Below are 18,658 nucleotides of genomic sequence, written 5' to 3'. Positions count from 1 at the left end.
ACACTCAATGAATTAAAAAATATGGGAGAACCATGATGCGTCGTATAGCTATAGTAGGAGCGGGTCAATCTGGATTGCAGCTCGGTTTAGGATTATTAGACACAGGTTATGAGGTGACGATTGTCACCAACCGTACTGGTGATGAAATTCGTCAGGGCAAGGTCATGTCGAGTCAGTGTATGTTTCACACGGCCTTGCAAACAGAGCGTGATGTTGGACTTAATTTTTGGGAAGAGCAATGTCCAGCGGTTGAAGGGATTGGATTTACACTGGTCAACCCAGAAACAAAACAGCCTGCCTTTGCATGGAGTGCGCGATTGGAGCGTTATGCACAATCGGTAGATCAGCGCGTCAAGATGCCGTACTGGATGGAAATGTTTGAGCGTCGTGGTGGTCAGTTGATTATTCAAGATGTTGGAATAGATGAACTGGAACAGCTCACTGCTGAATATGAGCTGGTCTTACTGGCCGCAGGTAAGGGGGAAGTGGTTAAACAGTTCGAGCGTGATGAAGCGCGTAGTTGTTTTGATAAGCCACAACGCGCGCTTGCTTTGACCTATGTAACAGGTATGAAGCAAATGTCGCCGTATTCTCGTGTGACTTTTAACGTGATTCCAGAAGTGGGTGAATATTTCTGTTTTCCTGCGCTTACAGTTACAGGTGCTTGTGAAATTATGGTGTTTGAAGGCATTCCCGGTGGGCCGATGGATTGCTGGCAAGATGCAAAAACACCAGAACAGCATTTGCAAATGAGTAAAGATATTTTAAACAAATATGTGCCTTGGGAAGCAGCACGTTGTGAAAATATTGAATTAACCGACGCTGGTGGCTATCTATCTGGACGTTTTCCACCGGGAGTGCGTAAACCGATATTAACCCTGCCATCTGGTCGTAAAGTTTTTGGTATGGCCGATGCGTTAGTGGTGAACGACCCAATCACTGGGCAAGGTTCAAACAATGCCGCCAAGTGTAGCAAAATTTATTTCGATGCCATTTTAGCGCATGACAATCAAACATTTACAGATGAATGGATGCAACAGACATTTGAACGTTATTGGGCATATGCCGAAAAAGTCGTGGCTTGGACCAACAGTTTATTGTTGCCACCACAACCGCACATGATTGAGCTTTTGGCGGCGGCTGAGCAGAACCATGCCATTGCTTCGAGTATTGCCAATAATTTTGATAATCCACGCAATTTTGCTCCATGGTGGTTTGATCCAGAACAGGCGCAACGTTTTATCGAATCGAAAAGCTGTCAAAAAGTGGCTTAATAGGGAAGCAAAGTCAAAGGTGAATGGTATGAATATCAACACATCGCAGGAACTGGATTTAAAACCAATTGATACGGAAAATCCAAGAGAAATCCGCAACCTGTTAGGGCAGTTTGCTACAGGGGTTACGGTGATTACAACCCGTGGACGAGATGGACGAAAAATTGGGATGACAGCCAACTCGTTTTCTTCACTATCACTCGATCCGCCGCTGATTTTATGGAGTTTGTCAAAGACTGCACCAAGTTTATTGGATTTTACTGAGGCCGAATATTTTGCGATTCATATGCTGGCACAAGAACATCACTCACTTTCAGGGCATTTTGCTCGTGGTTCAGAGGATAAGTTTGCCAACATTGCACATCGTGAGTGTGAGCGCGGTTTACCGTTACTAGAAGATGTATTGGCAACATTGGTATGTAAAAACGTAAATCAATATGAAGGTGGGGATCATCTGATTTTTATTGGTCAGATTGAACATTATCAACATCGTATTGGTGAGCCTTTGGTGTTTCATGCGGGCAAGTATCGTATTGCTGCAGCACATCCAGAACTGAGTATTTAACAGCAACAATCACGATCAATTTTGATCGTGATTTTTTTCGGGGATCGAAAATGAAAAATAATGTGATCAAAAGAGGTTTTCTTGCTGGAACAGTGGTCTTAACAGCGGTTGCAGCACAAGCCTATGATTTGCCGACAGTGAATCTGGGCATGACCAGCTTTCTGGATGGTGGGCTGCCTGCTGGGCCGGGGTGGTATTCTCAAACATATCTGCAAAATTATGATTCGAGCAAGTTAAAAGACAATCAAGCTCATCGGTTAGCTTTACCCAAGACTGATTTAAATTATCAAGTCATTGTTGAACAAGTCAGTTATCTGTCCAATGTGCGTGTAGGTGAACACGCATCGTTAGGATTGAATGTGCTGATTCCATTTGTCAGTAAAATGGATATGGATGATGGTTTAAATAATGCCGCGATTAAAGCCCAAGGGGGTTTTGGTGATCTGATGATTGGGCCATTTATCCAGTTTGACCCAGTCATGGGCAAAGATGGGCCCAAATTCGTACAACGTTTTGAATTTCAGGTCAATCTACCGACAGGGAAATATGATCAGAATAAAAATATTAATCCGGGCAATAATGCCGTCTCATTTGATCCATACTGGGCAGCAACTTATTGGTTTAATCCAAAGTGGACGGTTTCTACACGTCTGCACTATTTGTACAATTTTAAAAATGATGATCCAAATTATAGCTTTGGTCTTGCAGATGATATTCAGGCAGGGCAAGCGATCCATGCCAATTTTGCAACAGACTATGCGCTTACACCACAATTACGCTTAGGGATCAATGGTTACTGGCTCAAGCAAATGACTGACACGGAAGTAGAGGGTGAAAAATTAACAGGCACACGTGAACAAGTGTGGGCGATTGGACCGGGGGCGATGTATAGCTTTTCTAAACATGATCATATCGTGACAAATGCCTATTTTGAACAGGATGCAAAAAATCGTCCTGAAGGAACTCGTTTGCAATTACGCTATATTCATCACTTCTAATTTGAAACGCTATGGCAACATACTGACAGATATACTTGACCTATTTAGATACTTCTAAATAGGTTTTTTAATTTTTTATAATGAATAAAATCTCTTTAACTAAAAATCATCGGTTGTTTAAGAATACGGCTTAAACCTAAGATCTTGCTGTTCAAGGGTGCTACGGCGTGTACAAGAGGGTAATTCACCATAACGACGTTTATATTCCTGAGAAAAACGCCCAAGATGACTAAAGCCCCATTTAAACGCGACATCTGTGACTGAGACATGCTCATTTTGTAGCAGTTCCATATGCGCTTGTTCAAAACGCAACTCTTTTAAATATGACATTGGCGTGGTGTTTAAAAAGCTTTTAAATCCTGCAAACAACGTACGTACGCTTACGCCTGCTTGTTCAGCCAATTGTTCAATAGTTAAATTTGCGTGTAGATTTTCACGCATATAGGCTTCAGTACGTTTGACAAAATAAGGTGAAATGGCTTTTTCTCTGTACTGATCGATTTGATGCAATAAGCTGTTGGCTTGGCCGTAAATCAGGGCATTAAATAGACTGGATTCAAATTGCTTAAATGCCATTGGGTGATGCAAAGGATGCTGTTCACAAGCAAGCGCATCCATCAATGTACGCATCAATTGGAAAAAATAAGCACCGCCTTGGGTAGAAAGATCAAGCTTGGGTTCAAAAATAGGAGGGTGCTGCTGTGCGTCTGGAAGATGCTGGCGGCAGTGCTGTAAAAGGTCATCTTTATCAATTTTGAGAATCAGCTGTGGTGAGTTGGCATGCCAGCGCATTTTTAGCGATTGTTCGGGTGAAATTAGAGAGGCAACCTGTGGATAAGAAATAAATTTTTGTTGATTCATTTCAATTTCTGCATATCCCTGTGTTGGGATTTGAATCAGATAAAATTTTTCTAAATGGTCAGGTTCAATATAGACATCGGCACTGTATTCCAGACGACTGATGGATAATCGTCCTGCTTTAAGATGGTGCATGGATGAGTGAAAATCGTTTTGTTGTTGTACGATTTTTAATAGATGTGGTTTGAAGATTTGCCCAACACTTTTGCAGGTTTCGCCCAAGTCTTGATGCTGAAAGACTAAGTTTTGTGATGAAAAAATGGGGCATTGCTGTAAATGACGTCCATTGAATTCCATAGTAGGATCGACCTGACTCATAAATATTCCTTTTGGCTGGCTTGTTTATTACAGCTAATCTTTATGTCACATGATGACCTGATTAAAAATGCACTAAACAATACTTAAAACTTTAAGTGGCTGGCAGTGATATAAAGAGTTAAGCAAAAAATAGACCAAATAAAATACCTCGATACAACATATTTTTAGTCTAGTTTGGCGTGATCAAATCAATAAAAACGTCATGGTATTTTAAAAAAAATAAAGGATAGCGTTGATCATGCTTTGTACTCTTTATATGATCCTATTCCTTAAGATCTATCTCTATGTATAGCAAATCTGACTAAAATGATCAATTTATTTTTAGTTGTTTTTAATGGTATAACTTATTGAATAATATAATTATATTAAAACACCTCATATTATTGCAAATATCAGGATATCACCAAACTGAAATATTCAGACGACGTAGAAAAAATATCCAAATTCCATCAATAAATCATTCTATGATTTCTCTATTTAATAAGTTTTGTTGCCCAATTAAGATTTGAATCATCTTGAGCTTAACCCTGCTGTGAGTTAGTGTCATATCTTAAGATATGACACGCATTTTGTTGTTAAAACTAAGTTCTAACCGTATTGCTCTGTAAGAATTTCTCACTGTAAATCGAACAATCTTCGATAGACTGCTCATCTAGCCAAGATTTGACGGCTTCGATCATCGGTGGCGGGCCACATAAGTACATATCAAAGCACTGTTGTTGAAGTTGTTGTTTATCCAGATGTTGATGGATATAGCCTGATTTTCCTTGCCATAGTTCTGAGGCGCTTGAAATGATCGGATGATAACTAAAGTCTTTGATCTTTTCTGCATAGGCGATCAAACGCTTTTGTTCACATAGATCGGCTTCTGTATTGACACCATAATAGAGTTGGACTGAGGGTTGATTTGGTTGATCGGCAATATTATCGAGCATACCTAAAAAAGCCGATAAACCTGTACCACCTGCAATAAAGATCAGAGGGCGTTCAGCTTCACGTAGATAAAAACTACCTAAAGGCGCTTCCATCATCAGGCTTTGTCCAATCTGACAACGTTCTCTGAGATAATTACTCATTACACCATCTGGCAGCAGACGAATTAAAAACTGAAGTTGATTGTTGGCATTGGGACGATTGGCAAATGAATAAGAACGCCAATCGTCAGTCTCTGGAATTTGTAAACGTGCATATTGACCTGGTAAAAAATTCAGTTCCTTGTCAAAACTACTGGCATCCAGATGCAAGATCGCGGTGGTTTCTGAAACCAATTCAACAGCAGTAACCACCGTGGTGATTTTTAAAGCCTCACCCGCATTACAGATTTCGGAACTATGATCGAAATAAAAAGCGGCATTAGATTTAACCCGTGTCTGGCAAGCCAGCATTTTACGTTCAGCCAAATCACGTTCGCTTAATGCATCCTCATCAACATATTCTTGTTCATAAATACCCGTTTCACATTTCCCCTGACAGGTTCCACAAACACCTTCACGGCAATCGAGCGGGAGGTGGATTCCTTGACGAACTGCTGCATCTAACAGCAATTCGTCTTCCTGTACCGCGATAAAAAATGTTCTACCATCGGCAAAGTTGAGTGCAACAGAATGACTCATTGTATTTCTCCTTAAACGTGATAGAAATCGAGAACCGAATCTATCTTGTCATTAAGCAATACGCTGTGTTGACGACGAATACGGAAGCTATCTTCAGTTGGACGGAGCAAATAAGTGGCATGACCATAAAAGCATCCTTCAAGGCCCTGACGATTATAAAGCGTGCGCCAGCTTACCTTTGCCTCGACCAAACCATCTTCTTGAGTCTTTACTTGTACATTGTGAATATTATGTTGAGTGCGCGGTAAAGGCATTGCAGAAGCTGCTTTTCCAGTGCGGATACGGAACACACGATCTTCAAGTCCTGAACGATCGGGGTAATAAATATAGGACAAGCCTTGATTGGGATCCTCAACGTAGTGATGGTCATCAATCCATTGTGGGATATGATATTCGCTGTCTTCATCATAGAGTTCGAGATAAGCATCCCAATCATAGCGATCACACAGTTCCGCTTTTTTATAAAGAAATTGAGAAACTGCAAAATGAAGTTCTTGAGACATGGTTACACCTCATCCGTAACAGATTGATTTAAAAAAGTGACTTCTTGCATCTTAAGTGCTTTTTTATTGAGTCCATTGAGGAGCAGGCGTTGCCAGTGACCATGCTGGTTGACATATAGTCCTTCATGGGTAATTTCACGTCCTGTGATCACCGGTTCAATACCAAGGTCTTGTGAGTTTTGTGATGGACCATAATTCCATTGATGATAACCGCGTGAGATATCACTCCAGCGTTCTAAACGGCCCTGAAAGCCTTTTTGTTGTTCGCGGAATTCCACCAGATCATCTGGTGTACCCAATCCAGATACATTGAAAAAGTCTTCAAACTGACGAATACGGTTACGACGTGCCTCCGCTGATTCACCTTTGACACCAATACATTGGCTGATGACTTCAGTTTTATTCCACGCCACTGGGCGGACAATACGCAGTTGTGAACTGATCTGATCCATAAAGAACAGGCTTGGATAAAGGTTGAGGTTACGTAAACGATGCATGGCCCATTTAGCGCGTTTTTCCCCAAATCTTTCCAGCAGATATGGCATCACCACATCATAACCAGGACGTACTGCTGAATTTGGCATATCGCTGAACAACACACTATGCCCATTTTTAAAGCTAAACCAGCCATCGTCAGTTTCGGCATCACCCGCACCTAATTTACTGTAATCGAGTGTGTCGAGTTCACTGCCATTGGCTGCGTTGACTTGCTGGCGATGTTGAACGGTGGAAACATAGTTATAATGCACGGTACTAACGTGATAGCCATCCAGACCATTTTCATTTTGTAGTTTCCAGTTGCCTGCAAAAGTATAAGCAGATTTACCTTGTAATACTTCAAGCTCACCTGTTGGTGATTGATCAACCATCAAGTCAAGAAACACTTTAGTATCACCTAAAAAGTCTTCCAGTGAATCTGTAGCCTGAGTATCCAGACTGACAAAAACAAATCCACGATAGCTGGCAATACGGCCTTGTTTTAAACCACGGCTGGATTTATCAAAATCTTCACAATATTCATTTGGCGCTTTGACCTTGACTAAACGGCCATCCGACTTATAACACCAAGCATGAAACGGGCAGGTGAATACAGACTGATTGCCTTTGGCCACACGGGTCAAGGTTGCACCACGATGCTCACAGGCATTGACCATGGCATGTAGTTCGCCTTTACCATCACGGCTGATAATGATCGGTTGTCGGCCAATCTGTACTGTAATGAAATCATTGTTATTGGCAATTTCACTTTCATGGCAAGCATAAATCCAGACCTTTTCAAAAATGAGCTCCATTTCGAGATCAAACAGTTCTGGTTCGGTAAACATATCGCGAGCAATCCGATAAACACCATCATTTGGTCGAAAATCGATACAGCTGTGTACAAAATTTTGCCATTCGGCGAGGTTACGTGCAGTCATGGGCTCTTCCTCTATCCAATCAGTCCTTTGTTTGATTGAACCGCGATTTAAAGAAGGGCTCTATCCAGATTTTCCATGTGTTTATCCACTTTATGCAGATTAAATGCTTGGATACATTTTTGTTGAGGAGATTGCGATAGGATTGTTGAATCAGTTTTATAAATCAAAGCATGTACACTTTTGAAATAAATAATATTTTTTAAGTGAGCTTCGCCGTAATTTTGTTTTTAAGTAAAATTTTAATGATGGGGATGAAAATGGACAAAGTGTTTGCGAAAAACGGGGGACTCAGCTTTAAGTCGCAACTCAATCATTTATATTCTAAATTGATATCTTATTGAACTTAAAGCGTTGCATTGAATAATGGAGTTATTATGACTGACCACTATTTAAGGTAAAAAGGTTTCCTGTAAATAACTCCACTGCATTTTTCCTTGAATTTCTTCAATCAGCGCACAAGAACGTCGAACTAGAATTCCTGATTCCTTAGTGTGTTTTTCAGTATAGGTGAGAACAATGCTTTGTTCGCTTTGCATCAAAATTTGTTCATCATAAATTTCGATCTGTAGATTTGGCATCTTGCCCTGATTATTGCTAAACAGACCTTTGACATCGGCTAAGGAAAAGCGCTTTCCAGCTGCGCCGACCATCTCAAAATGATCCGAAAAATATTCAATAAGTAGGGGAAGATCTTGTTCTGTATGTTTCCCGTTAAAAATACGTTCAATCAGTACGTGCATGCTATGTATACTTTCAATTGCATCTTGTTTTGACAGCGGCATATCCATTTCCTATGAGGGGAGTATTTTCTATATTATGTAAAAATAAATGTAAAATTCAATATTATTTTAAAATTAAATTTTTAGCGTATGTTTCGAGAATGCTCCCAAAAGTAATTTACAATTTAGAAAACAGAGTATCTTATTGATATATAGTATTTTAAATAAAATAAATTTGTTCGAGTTGAGCATTGTGAAGTAAAAGGTATAACTATATACTTAAAATAACATGGAAAATTCCATGTAAAAATAACTATAGTGGGTTAAGCTTTTATCAAGAAGGTGGATAGGAAATGGATATTTCCTTAAATACGCGACATCTTCTTAAAGATACCAATCATAAAAATGCATGGACAAGGAAGAAAAATGGATACTCATTCACCAGAGTCAACAGGCTCTCATTCAAATACATATGCATGGTATGTTGTTTCACTTTGCATGTTGGCTTATATATTTTCATTTATAGATCGGCAAATACTGGCACTGATGATTGAACCGATTAAGGCTGATCTAGGTTTGTCAGATACCCAATTTAGTCTATTACATGGTCTCGCCTTTTCGTTGTTTTACGCCTTTATGGGGTTGCCACTGGCCTATTTGGCAGACCGATTTTCTCGACCAAAAATTATTGCAGTCGGGGTAGTGTTTTGGAGCATTGCAACTGCATTCTGTGGCTTAAGTAAAAACTTTATTCAACTGTTTTTAAGCCGTATGGGGGTTGGAGTGGGCGAAGCTGCTTTATCTCCAGCAGCGTATTCAATGTTTAGTGATATGTTCAGTAAGGACAAATTAGGCCGTGCTGTTGCAGTATATTCAATTGGTTCATTTGTCGGTGGAGGGATTGCTTTTCTGGTCGGCGGTTATGTGATTGGCTTGCTTAAAAATATGGACACCATTCAGGTTCCTTTATTTGGTGCATTAAGAGCATGGCAGGCGGCATTTATTATCGTGGGCTTACCTGGAGTGTTTATTGGCTTACTGGTGTTGCTTACGGTGAGAGAACCGCAACGTAAAGGTCAGCGTTTAAATGCACAAGGTCAAGTTGAAAAGACCAATATGAAAGATGCGTTTAAGTTTATCAAAAAACATAGTCGTACTTTTACTTGCCATTATTTAGGTTTTACTTTCTATGCAATGGCACTGTATTGCTTGATTAGTTGGTCACCAGCATTTTACATGCGTAAGTTTGGCCTTACACCGACAGAAGCAGGCTATATGCTAGGCACGGTGTTATTGGTGGCAAATATTCTTGGCGTATTCTGTGCAGGCTGGCTTAATGACTGGTTTATTCAAAAAGGACGTAAGGACGCGCCAATGATTACCGGCGTGATCGGAATCGTGGGATTAATTTTACCAATTATGGTGTTTACCCAAGTCAATGAGCTGTGGCTTTCTGTGGTATTTCTGGTCCCTGCCATGTTTTTTGCCTCTTTCCCAATGCCAATTTCAACCACAGCAATGCAAATGCTGGCACCGAATCAGTTGCGTGCACAAATCTCAGCCGTATTTTTGCTGATCAGTAATTTGGTTGCAGTTGGAATCGGTACCACGTTGGTGGCATTGATTACAGATAAAATCTTTGAAAATCCACTGATGGTGGGGATGTCTTTGTCTATCGTGGGTACGATTTCATGTGTGTTGGCATTTATCTTATTGAAAAAGGGCTGTAAGGCATTTAGCGCCAGTATGCAGCAGGAACATGCCTCTTAATTTAATGGTGTTCTCAATCAGTCACAACGCCCATTCTTTGTAATGGGCTTTGTGACTTGTTTGTTCAATCCATAATCAGGGAGTGAAAGGATGGAACAGTTTTTCAAGTTGGATTATCTAAATGAGCTGTTGTTGTTTAAATCGGATGATTATCAAACCATTAAAGATCAGGTCAGCTATTATTTAAGCCCTCATCGTTTTGAGGTGGAAGTGCGTGAACCGCTAAATACCCGTTTAAATGGTTTTCGCTTTGGAAATTGTGCCTTGTATGATCTTAAATATAGTGCCCCTGTGATAATCACCATTGATGAGGTTTCTGATTTTTATTTATTTCGTTTGACACTGGAAGGCCAATGCAAAGTCGGTATAGAAGACCAACAGGTGCTACAGTCAGTCGGGATAATGTCGATTACGCATCCGCATACTCAACAGCAAATCCAGACCAATCAGCATTGCCGAAATATTATTTTAAAACTTGCTCAACATGATGTAGAAACCCAATTGTTTAAAATGTTGGGGCATACCAGTCATGAACCAGTTATCTTTGATTTGAGTCTGTCCTGTACCGAGGAAGGCATAGACTCGATTATTGAAACCCTCAATTATTTGTGCCATGCCTATTATCATATTCAAAATTGGAGCTTTATCTCTGCGAGTTTTACCCAGTATTTAATTGAACTGATTTTATTAAAGATCCCAAATAACTATAGTGAACAGCTCAATTTGCAAAGACAGCATATTTTGCCCGGCTATCTAAAAAAAGCACAAAAATATATTCACAATCATTTAGAACAACCGATTTCATTAGCAGATTTAAGTCAGTGTTGTGAGGTGTCGATCCGCACATTGCAAAAAGGCTTTAGCCAGTATTTACAACAAACCCCAGTCGAGTATATCCGCGATCAGCGACTTGAACGGGTACATTTGGCTTTACAGCATGCTCAAACCAATGAAACAGTGACGGATATTGTGTTGCGTCATGGCTTCCAAAGTTTAGGGCATTTTTCTACGCTGTATAAAAAACGTTATGGGTGTTTGCCTTCTAAAACTTTAAAAATGAGTCCTGTTCAAATGAGTACAATGCTTTCGTAAACTGAACAGGTGTTGCGTGTTTGGATAAGCCAGCAGGTTATTGCGCTTCTATGATGAATTGAAATAAATCAGGAAGAGCAATGATGAAAATTACAGTTTTAGGTGGCGGTCATGGATGTTATGCAGCTGCGGCAGAAATGGCTGAAAAAGGGCATGAGGTGCTGTTATGGCGCCGTGATTCAGATGCTTTACAACAACTTGCTGCCACTGGGCAATTAAAGATTAAAGATTATCAGGGCGATCGCACTGTGACGGTGGGTTTTGAAAAGAGTCAGATTAATTTGTCTGATGATTTGCAACGCGCCATTGAACATGCTGAGTTGATTATTATTCCATTACCTGCGACCACACATGATGATTTAGCCCGTCAAGCAGCGCCATTTTTTAAAGCAGGGCAAGTGGTGTACTTGCCACCAGCGACATTTGGTAGTTTTATCTTTGCCAAGGCGATGCAACAAGCAGGCAACACTGCGCAAGTGGCATTTGCAGAAACGGGAACTTTGCCTTATTTGGTGCGTAAACATGGGGTGAATCAAATTGTGATTAGTGGTTATGCAACCCGTTTACCCACAGGCGTATTTCCAAGTGTATTGTCACAACATGCATTTCACGTGCTTAAACAGGCATATCCTAGCGTTGAACCCGTTGAGGACAGCTTAAGTGGTGCATTGATGAATGCTGGACCGATTATTCATCCACCTCTGATTTTGATGAATGCGGGTCCACTTGAACATTTTGAAGCGTGGGATATTCATAACGAAGGTACTCAACCCTCAATTCGCCGTGTCACCAATCAACTCGATGCGGAACGAATGCAAGTACGTGAAGCATTGGGATATGCCGCACCACATTTTCCTTTGGCGGATCATTATAATCATGAAGGTGAGGGTGATGAATGGATGTATGGACGTGGGGCACATGGAAAATTAACCGACAGCGGTGACTGGCGTGAGGATATCGACTTAGATTCACATCGCTATATGTTAGAAGACACTCGTTTAGGATTATCTTTTTTAGTTTCTGTGGGACGTTGGGCAGGTGTTGCAACCCCTGTTGCTGAGGGCTTATTGAATATCGCGTCAGCAGTCACGGGTAAGGATTTATATCAACAAGGACGTACTTTTGAGCGTTTAGGTCTTGCGGATAAAAGCCCAGCAGAACTGCAAGCGATTTTGCAACAAGGAGTCTAAAATGCAGATGATCGAAAAAATTGCGGTGCTTGGTGCTGGACGTATGGGCAAAGCCATTGCGGTTGCATTTGCCTATGCAGGACTAAACGTTGATTTGATTGATGCAAAACAACGTAGTGAAGCTGAATTTGAACAATATCAAACTCAAATTCGTGCTGATTTACAGCAAGAGTTACAGTTGCTTGAGAAAATTCAGTTTATTCAAGCGGAGCAGCAAGTTTTTATTTTGGATAAGATTGCGATTTTATCTAAACAGGCGGCTACAGGCATATTGCCAAACTGTGCGTTGATTCTTGAGGCTGTACCAGAAGTAAAACAAGCCAAACAAGAAATTTTTGCTTGGCTGGATCAATATCTTTCACAGCAGTGTATTGTGGCTTCGACCACATCGACATTTTTAGTGACGGATATTGCGCAAATGATTTCGCATCCTGAGCGAGTGGTCAATGCACATTGGCTAAATCCTGCTTATCTCATGCCTTTGGTGGAGTTAAGCCGTTCTGACCAGACCTCAAATGAGGTGCTGACTCAGCTTAAGCAATTTCTACAGGCGATTGGTAAGGTACCTGTGGTTTGTAATGCCAAGGCGGGTTATATCGTGCCAAGGATTCAGGCCTTGGCAATGAATGAAGCGGCACGTATGGTTGAAGATGGAGTCGCTTCGGCAGAAGATATTGATATTGCTATTCGTACCGGTTTTGGTTTGCGTTTTTCTGTTTTAGGCTTATTGGAGTTTATTGATTGGGGCGGTGGCGATATTTTGTATTATGCCTCGCAATATTTGCAAAAAGAGCTGGGTGAGCGTTTTCGTACACCTGAAATTATTGCGGAAAATATGCGGCAGCAGCGTAATGGCCTTCGTGAAAAGCAGGGCTTTTATAATTATGCGGATGTGGATATTCATCAATATAAACAAGATGTCTTACGAACCTTTTCAGATCGAATTGAAAAAAGTAAGTTAAAACCACCGTTTAATATTTTACAGTCCACAACGTGATGAACCGAACAATTCGCCCATTGCATTCAGCTAATGGGCGTTTATTTACAGCTTTTAGCTTGATGGCATCAAATTGAATAGCTTTTTCAACTGTGCATTTAACTGATGCAATTCTTCATCTTCAAAGGCATTTAAAATCCCAGATAAAGTCACTTGGCTGATTTGATTGATCTGCTCCACCAATTCTTTACCTTTGTCTGTCAACTTGACCATCGAGATACGTTCATCAGACTCTGAAGAAAAAACCTGCACAATATCATCTTCAACTAGGCGATAAATGGCTTTGGTTGCTGTGGTCAATTTAAGGGTAGAGAGGTTGGCAATTTCGGTAATACTGGCTTGTTGCAAAGCATTGGTACTTAAAATGATTTTACGACGCGTATTGTCGATACCTAGTTTTTTTATTGATTTTTCAATAAGTTGTGTGTATTTACCATTCACTTGAGAAATCCAAAAGAAAGGATAGCTTTGTAAACTGCTAGGTTCATTATTAGGTAGAAATTGTTCTAAATGAGTAAGCATAGCAAAGTGATAACTTTATAAAGATGAATATTCATCATTATACAAAAATTAAAGAAAAAATCTTTGCTCTTTCTGATAAAAACATCTTGACAATTACATTACTTTTTCCGATATTGGTATTAAGTACAAAAATACATGGAAAAGTGAATGAATATTGTTGTACAAGACGTACAAATAGGACGCGGTGCTTTAAAAGTCATGGTGAAAGATTCCATTGATATTCAAGGTCTAAAGACCATGATCGGGAGCAAAGCCTTGATGGATAAGCCTTCTGCAACAAAAAATGCAGAAGTGGTAGAGCGTATTTTGGCAGCGGATTGCCAAATTACTGCAAAAACCAATCTACATGAGTTGGCTTTTGGTATTACCGGGATCAATCCTGTTTTTGGCACTGCAATCAATCCTCAATATCCTGATCTTATCCCAGGTGGTTCATCAAGTGGGTCTGCTGCTGCCGTAGCCGCGGGTCTGGCTGATTTCACTTTAGGTACCGATACTGGTGGTTCAATTCGTATGCCAGCGGCATGTTGTGGCGTGTATGGTTTTAAACCGACATTCAATCGCGTCAGTCGTCAAGGGATACATCCAGCCATGAGTTCGTTGGATTGCGTGGGACCATTTGCCGCTTCGGTTGCAATGATTGAAACCGCGATGCAGATAATTGACCCAAGTTTCCATGCTTTGGAAAAATTAGCGCATACGCCAAAACTGGCTTGGCTTGAGGTAAACGCGAATCCGACGGTATTGAACTGCATTCAGCAATTTCTTGCTCAGGCGAATCTGTCAGCTACACCAGTGAAATCTGAATGGTTTGAACCTGCTTATGATGCAGGGATGCAGATCATTAATTATGAAAATTGGCAGGCGTATGGCGAGTTAACCAAAACCGATTTATTGGGTGACGATATCCATGCTCGCTTGCTCAAATCTGCGCAAACCACTGCGCAACAAGTAAAAGAGGCGGAAGCGGTCAAAGCACAATTTATCAATGAAATTGACAGCTTATTGGAAAAATATGATGCCGTGTTACTGCCAACCCTTCCGCAAATCCCACCCAAATTAATCGATGCAGAACATATGGTTGCACTGTTGAACTTAACTTCATTGGTGCGTCCATTCAATTTATCTGGACATCCGGCAATTTCAATACCGCTCAAAACCAGCGAAGGGCAACCCGTGGGTTTACAAATCGTGGCGAAACGAAATTCGGATGAACTGCTGTGTGCAATTGCGAAATATATCGTGGATGCAGCGCAATAAATGACAAGGAGTTGGGTAATGAATAATTTATCGACAAAGGAATTTGTAATGGACACAACAATAACGGAATTAGAAGCACTCTGTCAGGAGATTCGAGAACGTGCTTGTACAGGCGAGTTCGATAACCAAGCGTATGTGAGTCAAGATATCATCGATAAGTTAAAGCAGATTGGTGTCTATCGTGCATTGGTACCGAAACGTTTTGGCGGCAATGAATGGTCACCTCAACAGTTTTGTGAGTTGATTGAACGCTTGTCTAAAGCAGATGGGTCCGTGGGATGGGTTGCGAGTTTTGGGATGAGCCCTGCTTATTTGGGTAGCCTGCCTGAAGCAACACTTGAAGAATTATATAAAGAGAGCCCAGATATTGTATTTGCAGCAGGTATTTTTCCACCGCAACCCGCAGATTTAAGAGCTGACGGCGTGGTGGTAAAAGGTCGATGGAAATTTTCAAGTGGTTGTATGGGGGCCGATATTATTGGGGTGGGGATTAGTCCACAGGTCAATAACACCACACAAGGTCTGCCACGTTTAGCAATTATCCCTGCAAAACAAGCGCAAATCGAAATGACTTGGGATACGGTCGGTTTAAAGGGAACAGGCAGTCATGATCTGTTGGTGGATAATGTCTTTGTAAACAATGACTGGACTTTTATCCGTGGTGAACCGTCCAAACTTTCGGAACCATTTTTTAAATATCCATCACTGTCATTGGCAACACAGGTGTTAACTGTGGTCGGGATCGGTGTTGCAGCAGCAGCGTTGGAAGAATTCCAAAAGTTAGCACCTGGCAAATCATCTATCACAGGTGGTGCTGAAATTGCCAGTCGTCCAGTCACCCAATACGAATTTGCCCAAGTCGAAGCTGAGTTTAAAGCAGCACGTGTTTGGTTCTACGACACTATGCAAATCGTTTGGAATGAGATTATTGCAGGTAGTACGCCAACGCCAGAACAGATCAGTGAGATGCGTTTGTCTTGTACCCATGTTGCTCGAGTTTGCGCACGTGTAACGCGCAAAATTCAAATGCTGGCGGGCATGACTGCAATTTATACCCATAATCCATTTAGCCGTTTTGTGAATGATACCAATGTGGTGACTCAGCATGCCTTTATGGGTGATGCCACTTTACAAAATGCCGCTTTGGTGAGCTTTGGTATGCAGCCAGCACCCGGTTATTTATAAGCCAAATTTAAATAATCACGAGATGTCCAAGGATGAATATGACATGAATAGCCAGATGGATTTGACCGTTATCTTACAACGCTTAGAGCAGCTCGAAGCGCAAAACGCGATACGTAATTGTATTCATCGTTATATGGAAATTTGTGATGGATTAAATGCCAAGACTGACCTCAATGAATTAATGGATTTATTTGATCAGGACAGTATTTGGGAAGGAATTGGTGAGAAATATGCGCAATCTTTTGGTCGCTATGCTTCATGGCAAGCCATTTTTGACATGTTTAAAAGCTATACCCAAACCGAATCACATTTTGTGATGAATGCGCATTTTGTCAGTTCAGAACAAATTTATATTGCAGGCGATCAGGCCAATGCAAGCTGGTTGATGTTGCAAACCTCGACCTTTCTCAATGGAGATAGCCATTTAAATGCCGCAAAACTCAGTGTGAAATTTAAACAGCAAACCGATGGTCTATGGAAGATCAAACATTTTCAGACTGAAAATATTTTTAGTCGCCCCGTGTCTCACTGGAACAGTACAGCGATATTGCCAGTACCGTCTCAGCAATAAGTTATGGATAAATTGAAAAGGATAATGGATATGAACAGTATTATTCCAATGCAGAATATTAACATTGATTACAGCGAGTTAGTTCAAAGTGATCGTGCGCATACCTCTTTATATAAAGATGCGCGTGTCTTTGATGATGAAATGGAAAAGATTTATTACAGCACTTGGGTTTGGGTGGCACATGCCAGCGAAATTCCAGATGGTGGTAGCTATAAAACCATTAATATTGGTAAGCAACCTGTGGTCGTTGTACGTGACCGTAAGAAAAAAGTCCATGTATTGCTCAATCGTTGCCGCCATCGTGCAGCAACTGTATGTGAACATAAAAAAGGCAAAACCAACAGTTTTGTTTGCCCATATCACGGATGGAGCTATGCACTGGATGGTTCATTGCGTGGTGTACCTTCGCCTGAAAGTTACGGTGAGTGTCTGGATAAATCAGAGTTTCCATTGATTAGCCTACGTGTTGAAGAATACAACGGTATGATTTTCGCCACCTTTAAAGATGATATTGAGCCTTTAGCGGATTTCTTGGGCGCTGCGAAAAAATGGATTGATTTGTTTATGAAACAAGGCGCAGGTTATCCAATTAAAGTATTGGGTGAACATCGTTTCCGTTTCCCAGGCAATTGGAAAATCCAGCTGGAAAATACCACCGATGCTTATCATTTCCCCTTGGTACATAAGTCATTCTTAAGTTCAGTCGATGAGAAGACTGAAGAATTGTTTAATTTTGAAAATCAACCTGGCTATGTTGAAGACTTAGGCAATGGTCACAGTGTCATGGTGATGATTCCTGAGCTGGTGGATTTAGATGAAGAGTTGATGGAACGCCCAATTCAGGAACGTTTTGAAGAGCTTGCTCAAGCGTTACGTGATGACGGACATGAAGAACTTGAAGTACGCCGTATTGTACGTGCTGTGGGTGGTTCTGGTTTTAACTTAAACCTGTTCCCGAACATTGCCTGTTCAATGGCGTTCTTCCGTGTTATGCAACCGATTTCAGTCAATGAAACTGAAATTCACCATTCTGTGATTACGATGGATGGTGGTCCACAGATTGCCAATCAATATCGCTTACGTCTACATGAACATTTCCAAGGTCCATTTGGTTTCGGTACGCCTGATGACTCAGAAGCGTGGGAACGTGTGCAACATGGTGCCAATGCTGGTCATGATTTATGGATCATGTTGAACCGTGGTTTACCCGGCGAAGTAAAAACTGAAGATGGCTTAAAGAGCGATGTCAGTGCAGAAACTGGAATGCGCGCTGCTTATCAGCAGTGGAAAAAGATGATGACAGCTTAAGGAGAGTAGCATGAACATGAATTTGCAATTATTAAATGAAGTGACTGCTTTTGTTTGGGCTGAAGCTGACATGTTAGATCACAGTGAATACCGTGAATGGCTCAATCTCTGGAATGAAAAAGGCGTGTATATCATTCCGATTGATCCGACACTCAAGGATTATGAAAATAATTTGAACTATGCCTATGACAACAATCATATGCGTACATTACGGGTAGAACGTTTGGAAAATGGTGAAGCGATTTCGACTGCACCCAAAGCCAATACCGTCCGTAGCGTGTCACGTATCCGTGTCGTAAAAGATGAGGATGGTGAAATCATTTTACGCTGTGCACAAAACCTCCGTGAATTCCGTAAGGAAAGCTTAAAACATTACACCGCAGATGTGATTTTTCATTTGGTTCGTGATCCAGAACAAGGCTTTAAGATCAATCGTAAAATTATCAACTTAGTCAACTCGACCGATACTTTGGCGGGTATCAGTTACATCCTCTAGG

The 18,658-nt window shown here is 40.9% G+C and carries 18 protein-coding genes; 12 read left to right on the top strand and 6 right to left on the bottom strand.

Going from position 1 to position 18,658, the window contains the following annotated elements; genetic code table 11:
* Positions 1–35: 35 nt before the first annotated feature.
* The 3 genes from L3V46_RS13675 to L3V46_RS13665 are packed head-to-tail and all read left to right on the top strand — an operon-like array spanning position 36 to position 2,837.
* Entirely contained in the window at positions 36–1,274 is a 1,239-nt protein-coding gene (locus L3V46_RS13675) for a styrene monooxygenase/indole monooxygenase family protein (protein WP_056515442.1), read from the top strand.
* Between the two features lie 34 nt (positions 1,275–1,308).
* Positions 1,309–1,839 (top strand): flavin reductase family protein, encoded by a 531-nt coding sequence (locus L3V46_RS13670; protein ID WP_035371150.1) that lies wholly within the window; start codon positions 1,309–1,311, stop codon positions 1,837–1,839.
* 50 nt (positions 1,840–1,889) lie between these two features.
* On the top strand, positions 1,890–2,837 hold the full coding sequence (locus L3V46_RS13665; protein ID WP_239045994.1) for a transporter: 948 nt from the start codon (positions 1,890–1,892) through the stop codon (positions 2,835–2,837).
* A gap of 117 nt (positions 2,838–2,954) precedes the next feature.
* Here L3V46_RS13665 and L3V46_RS13660 read toward each other — a convergent pair whose 3' ends face one another.
* The 5 genes from L3V46_RS13660 to L3V46_RS13640 all read right to left on the bottom strand — a co-directional run bounded on the left by L3V46_RS13660 (position 2,955) and on the right by L3V46_RS13640 (position 8,329).
* Positions 2,955–4,013, bottom strand: a complete 1,059-nt coding sequence (locus L3V46_RS13660; RefSeq protein ID WP_004721620.1) for an AraC family transcriptional regulator — start codon at positions 4,011–4,013, stop codon at positions 2,955–2,957.
* A 581-nt stretch (positions 4,014–4,594) separates the two neighbouring features.
* Positions 4,595–5,626, bottom strand: a complete 1,032-nt coding sequence (antC, locus tag L3V46_RS13655) for an anthranilate 1,2-dioxygenase electron transfer component AntC (RefSeq protein ID WP_239045993.1) — start codon at positions 5,624–5,626, stop codon at positions 4,595–4,597.
* Between the two features lie 11 nt (positions 5,627–5,637).
* Positions 5,638–6,129, bottom strand: a complete 492-nt coding sequence (antB, locus tag L3V46_RS13650; protein ID WP_239045992.1) for an anthranilate 1,2-dioxygenase small subunit — start codon at positions 6,127–6,129, stop codon at positions 5,638–5,640.
* Positions 6,130–6,131: 2 nt separating this feature from the next.
* Positions 6,132–7,547, bottom strand: coding sequence for an anthranilate 1,2-dioxygenase large subunit (gene antA / locus L3V46_RS13645; RefSeq protein ID WP_034614163.1), 1,416 nt, complete (start codon positions 7,545–7,547; stop codon positions 6,132–6,134).
* A gap of 389 nt (positions 7,548–7,936) precedes the next feature.
* Complete coding sequence (locus L3V46_RS13640) at positions 7,937–8,329, bottom strand: DUF4440 domain-containing protein (protein ID WP_239045991.1); 393 nt, start codon at positions 8,327–8,329, stop codon at positions 7,937–7,939.
* 363 nt (positions 8,330–8,692) lie between these two features.
* Between L3V46_RS13640 and L3V46_RS13635 the strand changes: the two genes are divergently transcribed.
* The 4 genes from L3V46_RS13635 to L3V46_RS13620 all read left to right on the top strand — a co-directional run bounded on the left by L3V46_RS13635 (position 8,693) and on the right by L3V46_RS13620 (position 13,315).
* Positions 8,693–10,036, top strand: coding sequence for an MFS transporter (locus tag L3V46_RS13635; RefSeq protein WP_004721612.1), 1,344 nt, complete (start codon positions 8,693–8,695; stop codon positions 10,034–10,036).
* Between the two features lie 90 nt (positions 10,037–10,126).
* Positions 10,127–11,128, top strand: a complete 1,002-nt coding sequence (locus L3V46_RS13630; RefSeq protein ID WP_239045990.1) for an AraC family transcriptional regulator — start codon at positions 10,127–10,129, stop codon at positions 11,126–11,128.
* 83 nt (positions 11,129–11,211) lie between these two features.
* A complete protein-coding gene (locus L3V46_RS13625; protein WP_239046774.1) occupies positions 11,212–12,318 on the top strand; it encodes an NAD/NADP-dependent octopine/nopaline dehydrogenase family protein in 1,107 nt (368 codons plus the stop codon).
* 1 nt (position 12,319) lies between these two features.
* On the top strand, positions 12,320–13,315 hold the full coding sequence (locus L3V46_RS13620; protein WP_239045989.1) for a 3-hydroxybutyryl-CoA dehydrogenase: 996 nt from the start codon (positions 12,320–12,322) through the stop codon (positions 13,313–13,315).
* A gap of 54 nt (positions 13,316–13,369) precedes the next feature.
* Here L3V46_RS13620 and L3V46_RS13615 read toward each other — a convergent pair whose 3' ends face one another.
* Positions 13,370–13,837 carry a hypothetical protein gene (locus tag L3V46_RS13615; RefSeq protein ID WP_004721604.1) on the bottom strand — a complete coding sequence of 156 codons (468 nt, stop codon included), beginning with the start codon at positions 13,835–13,837 and terminating at the stop codon, positions 13,370–13,372.
* Positions 13,838–13,984: 147 nt separating this feature from the next.
* Between L3V46_RS13615 and L3V46_RS13610 the strand changes: the two genes are divergently transcribed.
* From L3V46_RS13610 to L3V46_RS13590, 5 genes are read left to right on the top strand one after another with little or no spacing between them, the layout of a single operon-like run.
* Positions 13,985–15,097, top strand: coding sequence for an amidase (locus tag L3V46_RS13610; RefSeq protein ID WP_239045988.1), 1,113 nt, complete (start codon positions 13,985–13,987; stop codon positions 15,095–15,097).
* Positions 15,098–15,145: 48 nt separating this feature from the next.
* Positions 15,146–16,282: an acyl-CoA dehydrogenase family protein gene (locus L3V46_RS13605; protein ID WP_239045987.1), complete on the top strand. Its 1,137-nt coding sequence runs from the start codon at positions 15,146–15,148 to the stop codon at positions 16,280–16,282.
* 43 nt (positions 16,283–16,325) lie between these two features.
* Positions 16,326–16,853, top strand: coding sequence for a nuclear transport factor 2 family protein (locus L3V46_RS13600; protein ID WP_105714295.1), 528 nt, complete (start codon positions 16,326–16,328; stop codon positions 16,851–16,853).
* A 30-nt stretch (positions 16,854–16,883) separates the two neighbouring features.
* On the top strand, positions 16,884–18,161 hold the full coding sequence (locus tag L3V46_RS13595) for an aromatic ring-hydroxylating dioxygenase subunit alpha (RefSeq protein WP_239045986.1): 1,278 nt from the start codon (positions 16,884–16,886) through the stop codon (positions 18,159–18,161).
* 10 nt (positions 18,162–18,171) lie between these two features.
* Positions 18,172–18,657: an aromatic-ring-hydroxylating dioxygenase subunit beta gene (locus L3V46_RS13590; protein WP_004721595.1), complete on the top strand. Its 486-nt coding sequence runs from the start codon at positions 18,172–18,174 to the stop codon at positions 18,655–18,657.
* Position 18,658: the final 1 nt, after the last annotated feature.

This window comes from Acinetobacter sp. AG3, from assembly GCF_022343575.1.
Classification (GTDB): Bacteria; Pseudomonadota; Gammaproteobacteria; order Pseudomonadales; family Moraxellaceae; genus Acinetobacter; species Acinetobacter guillouiae.
This window is presented reverse-complemented; position numbering and strand designations above follow the sequence as displayed.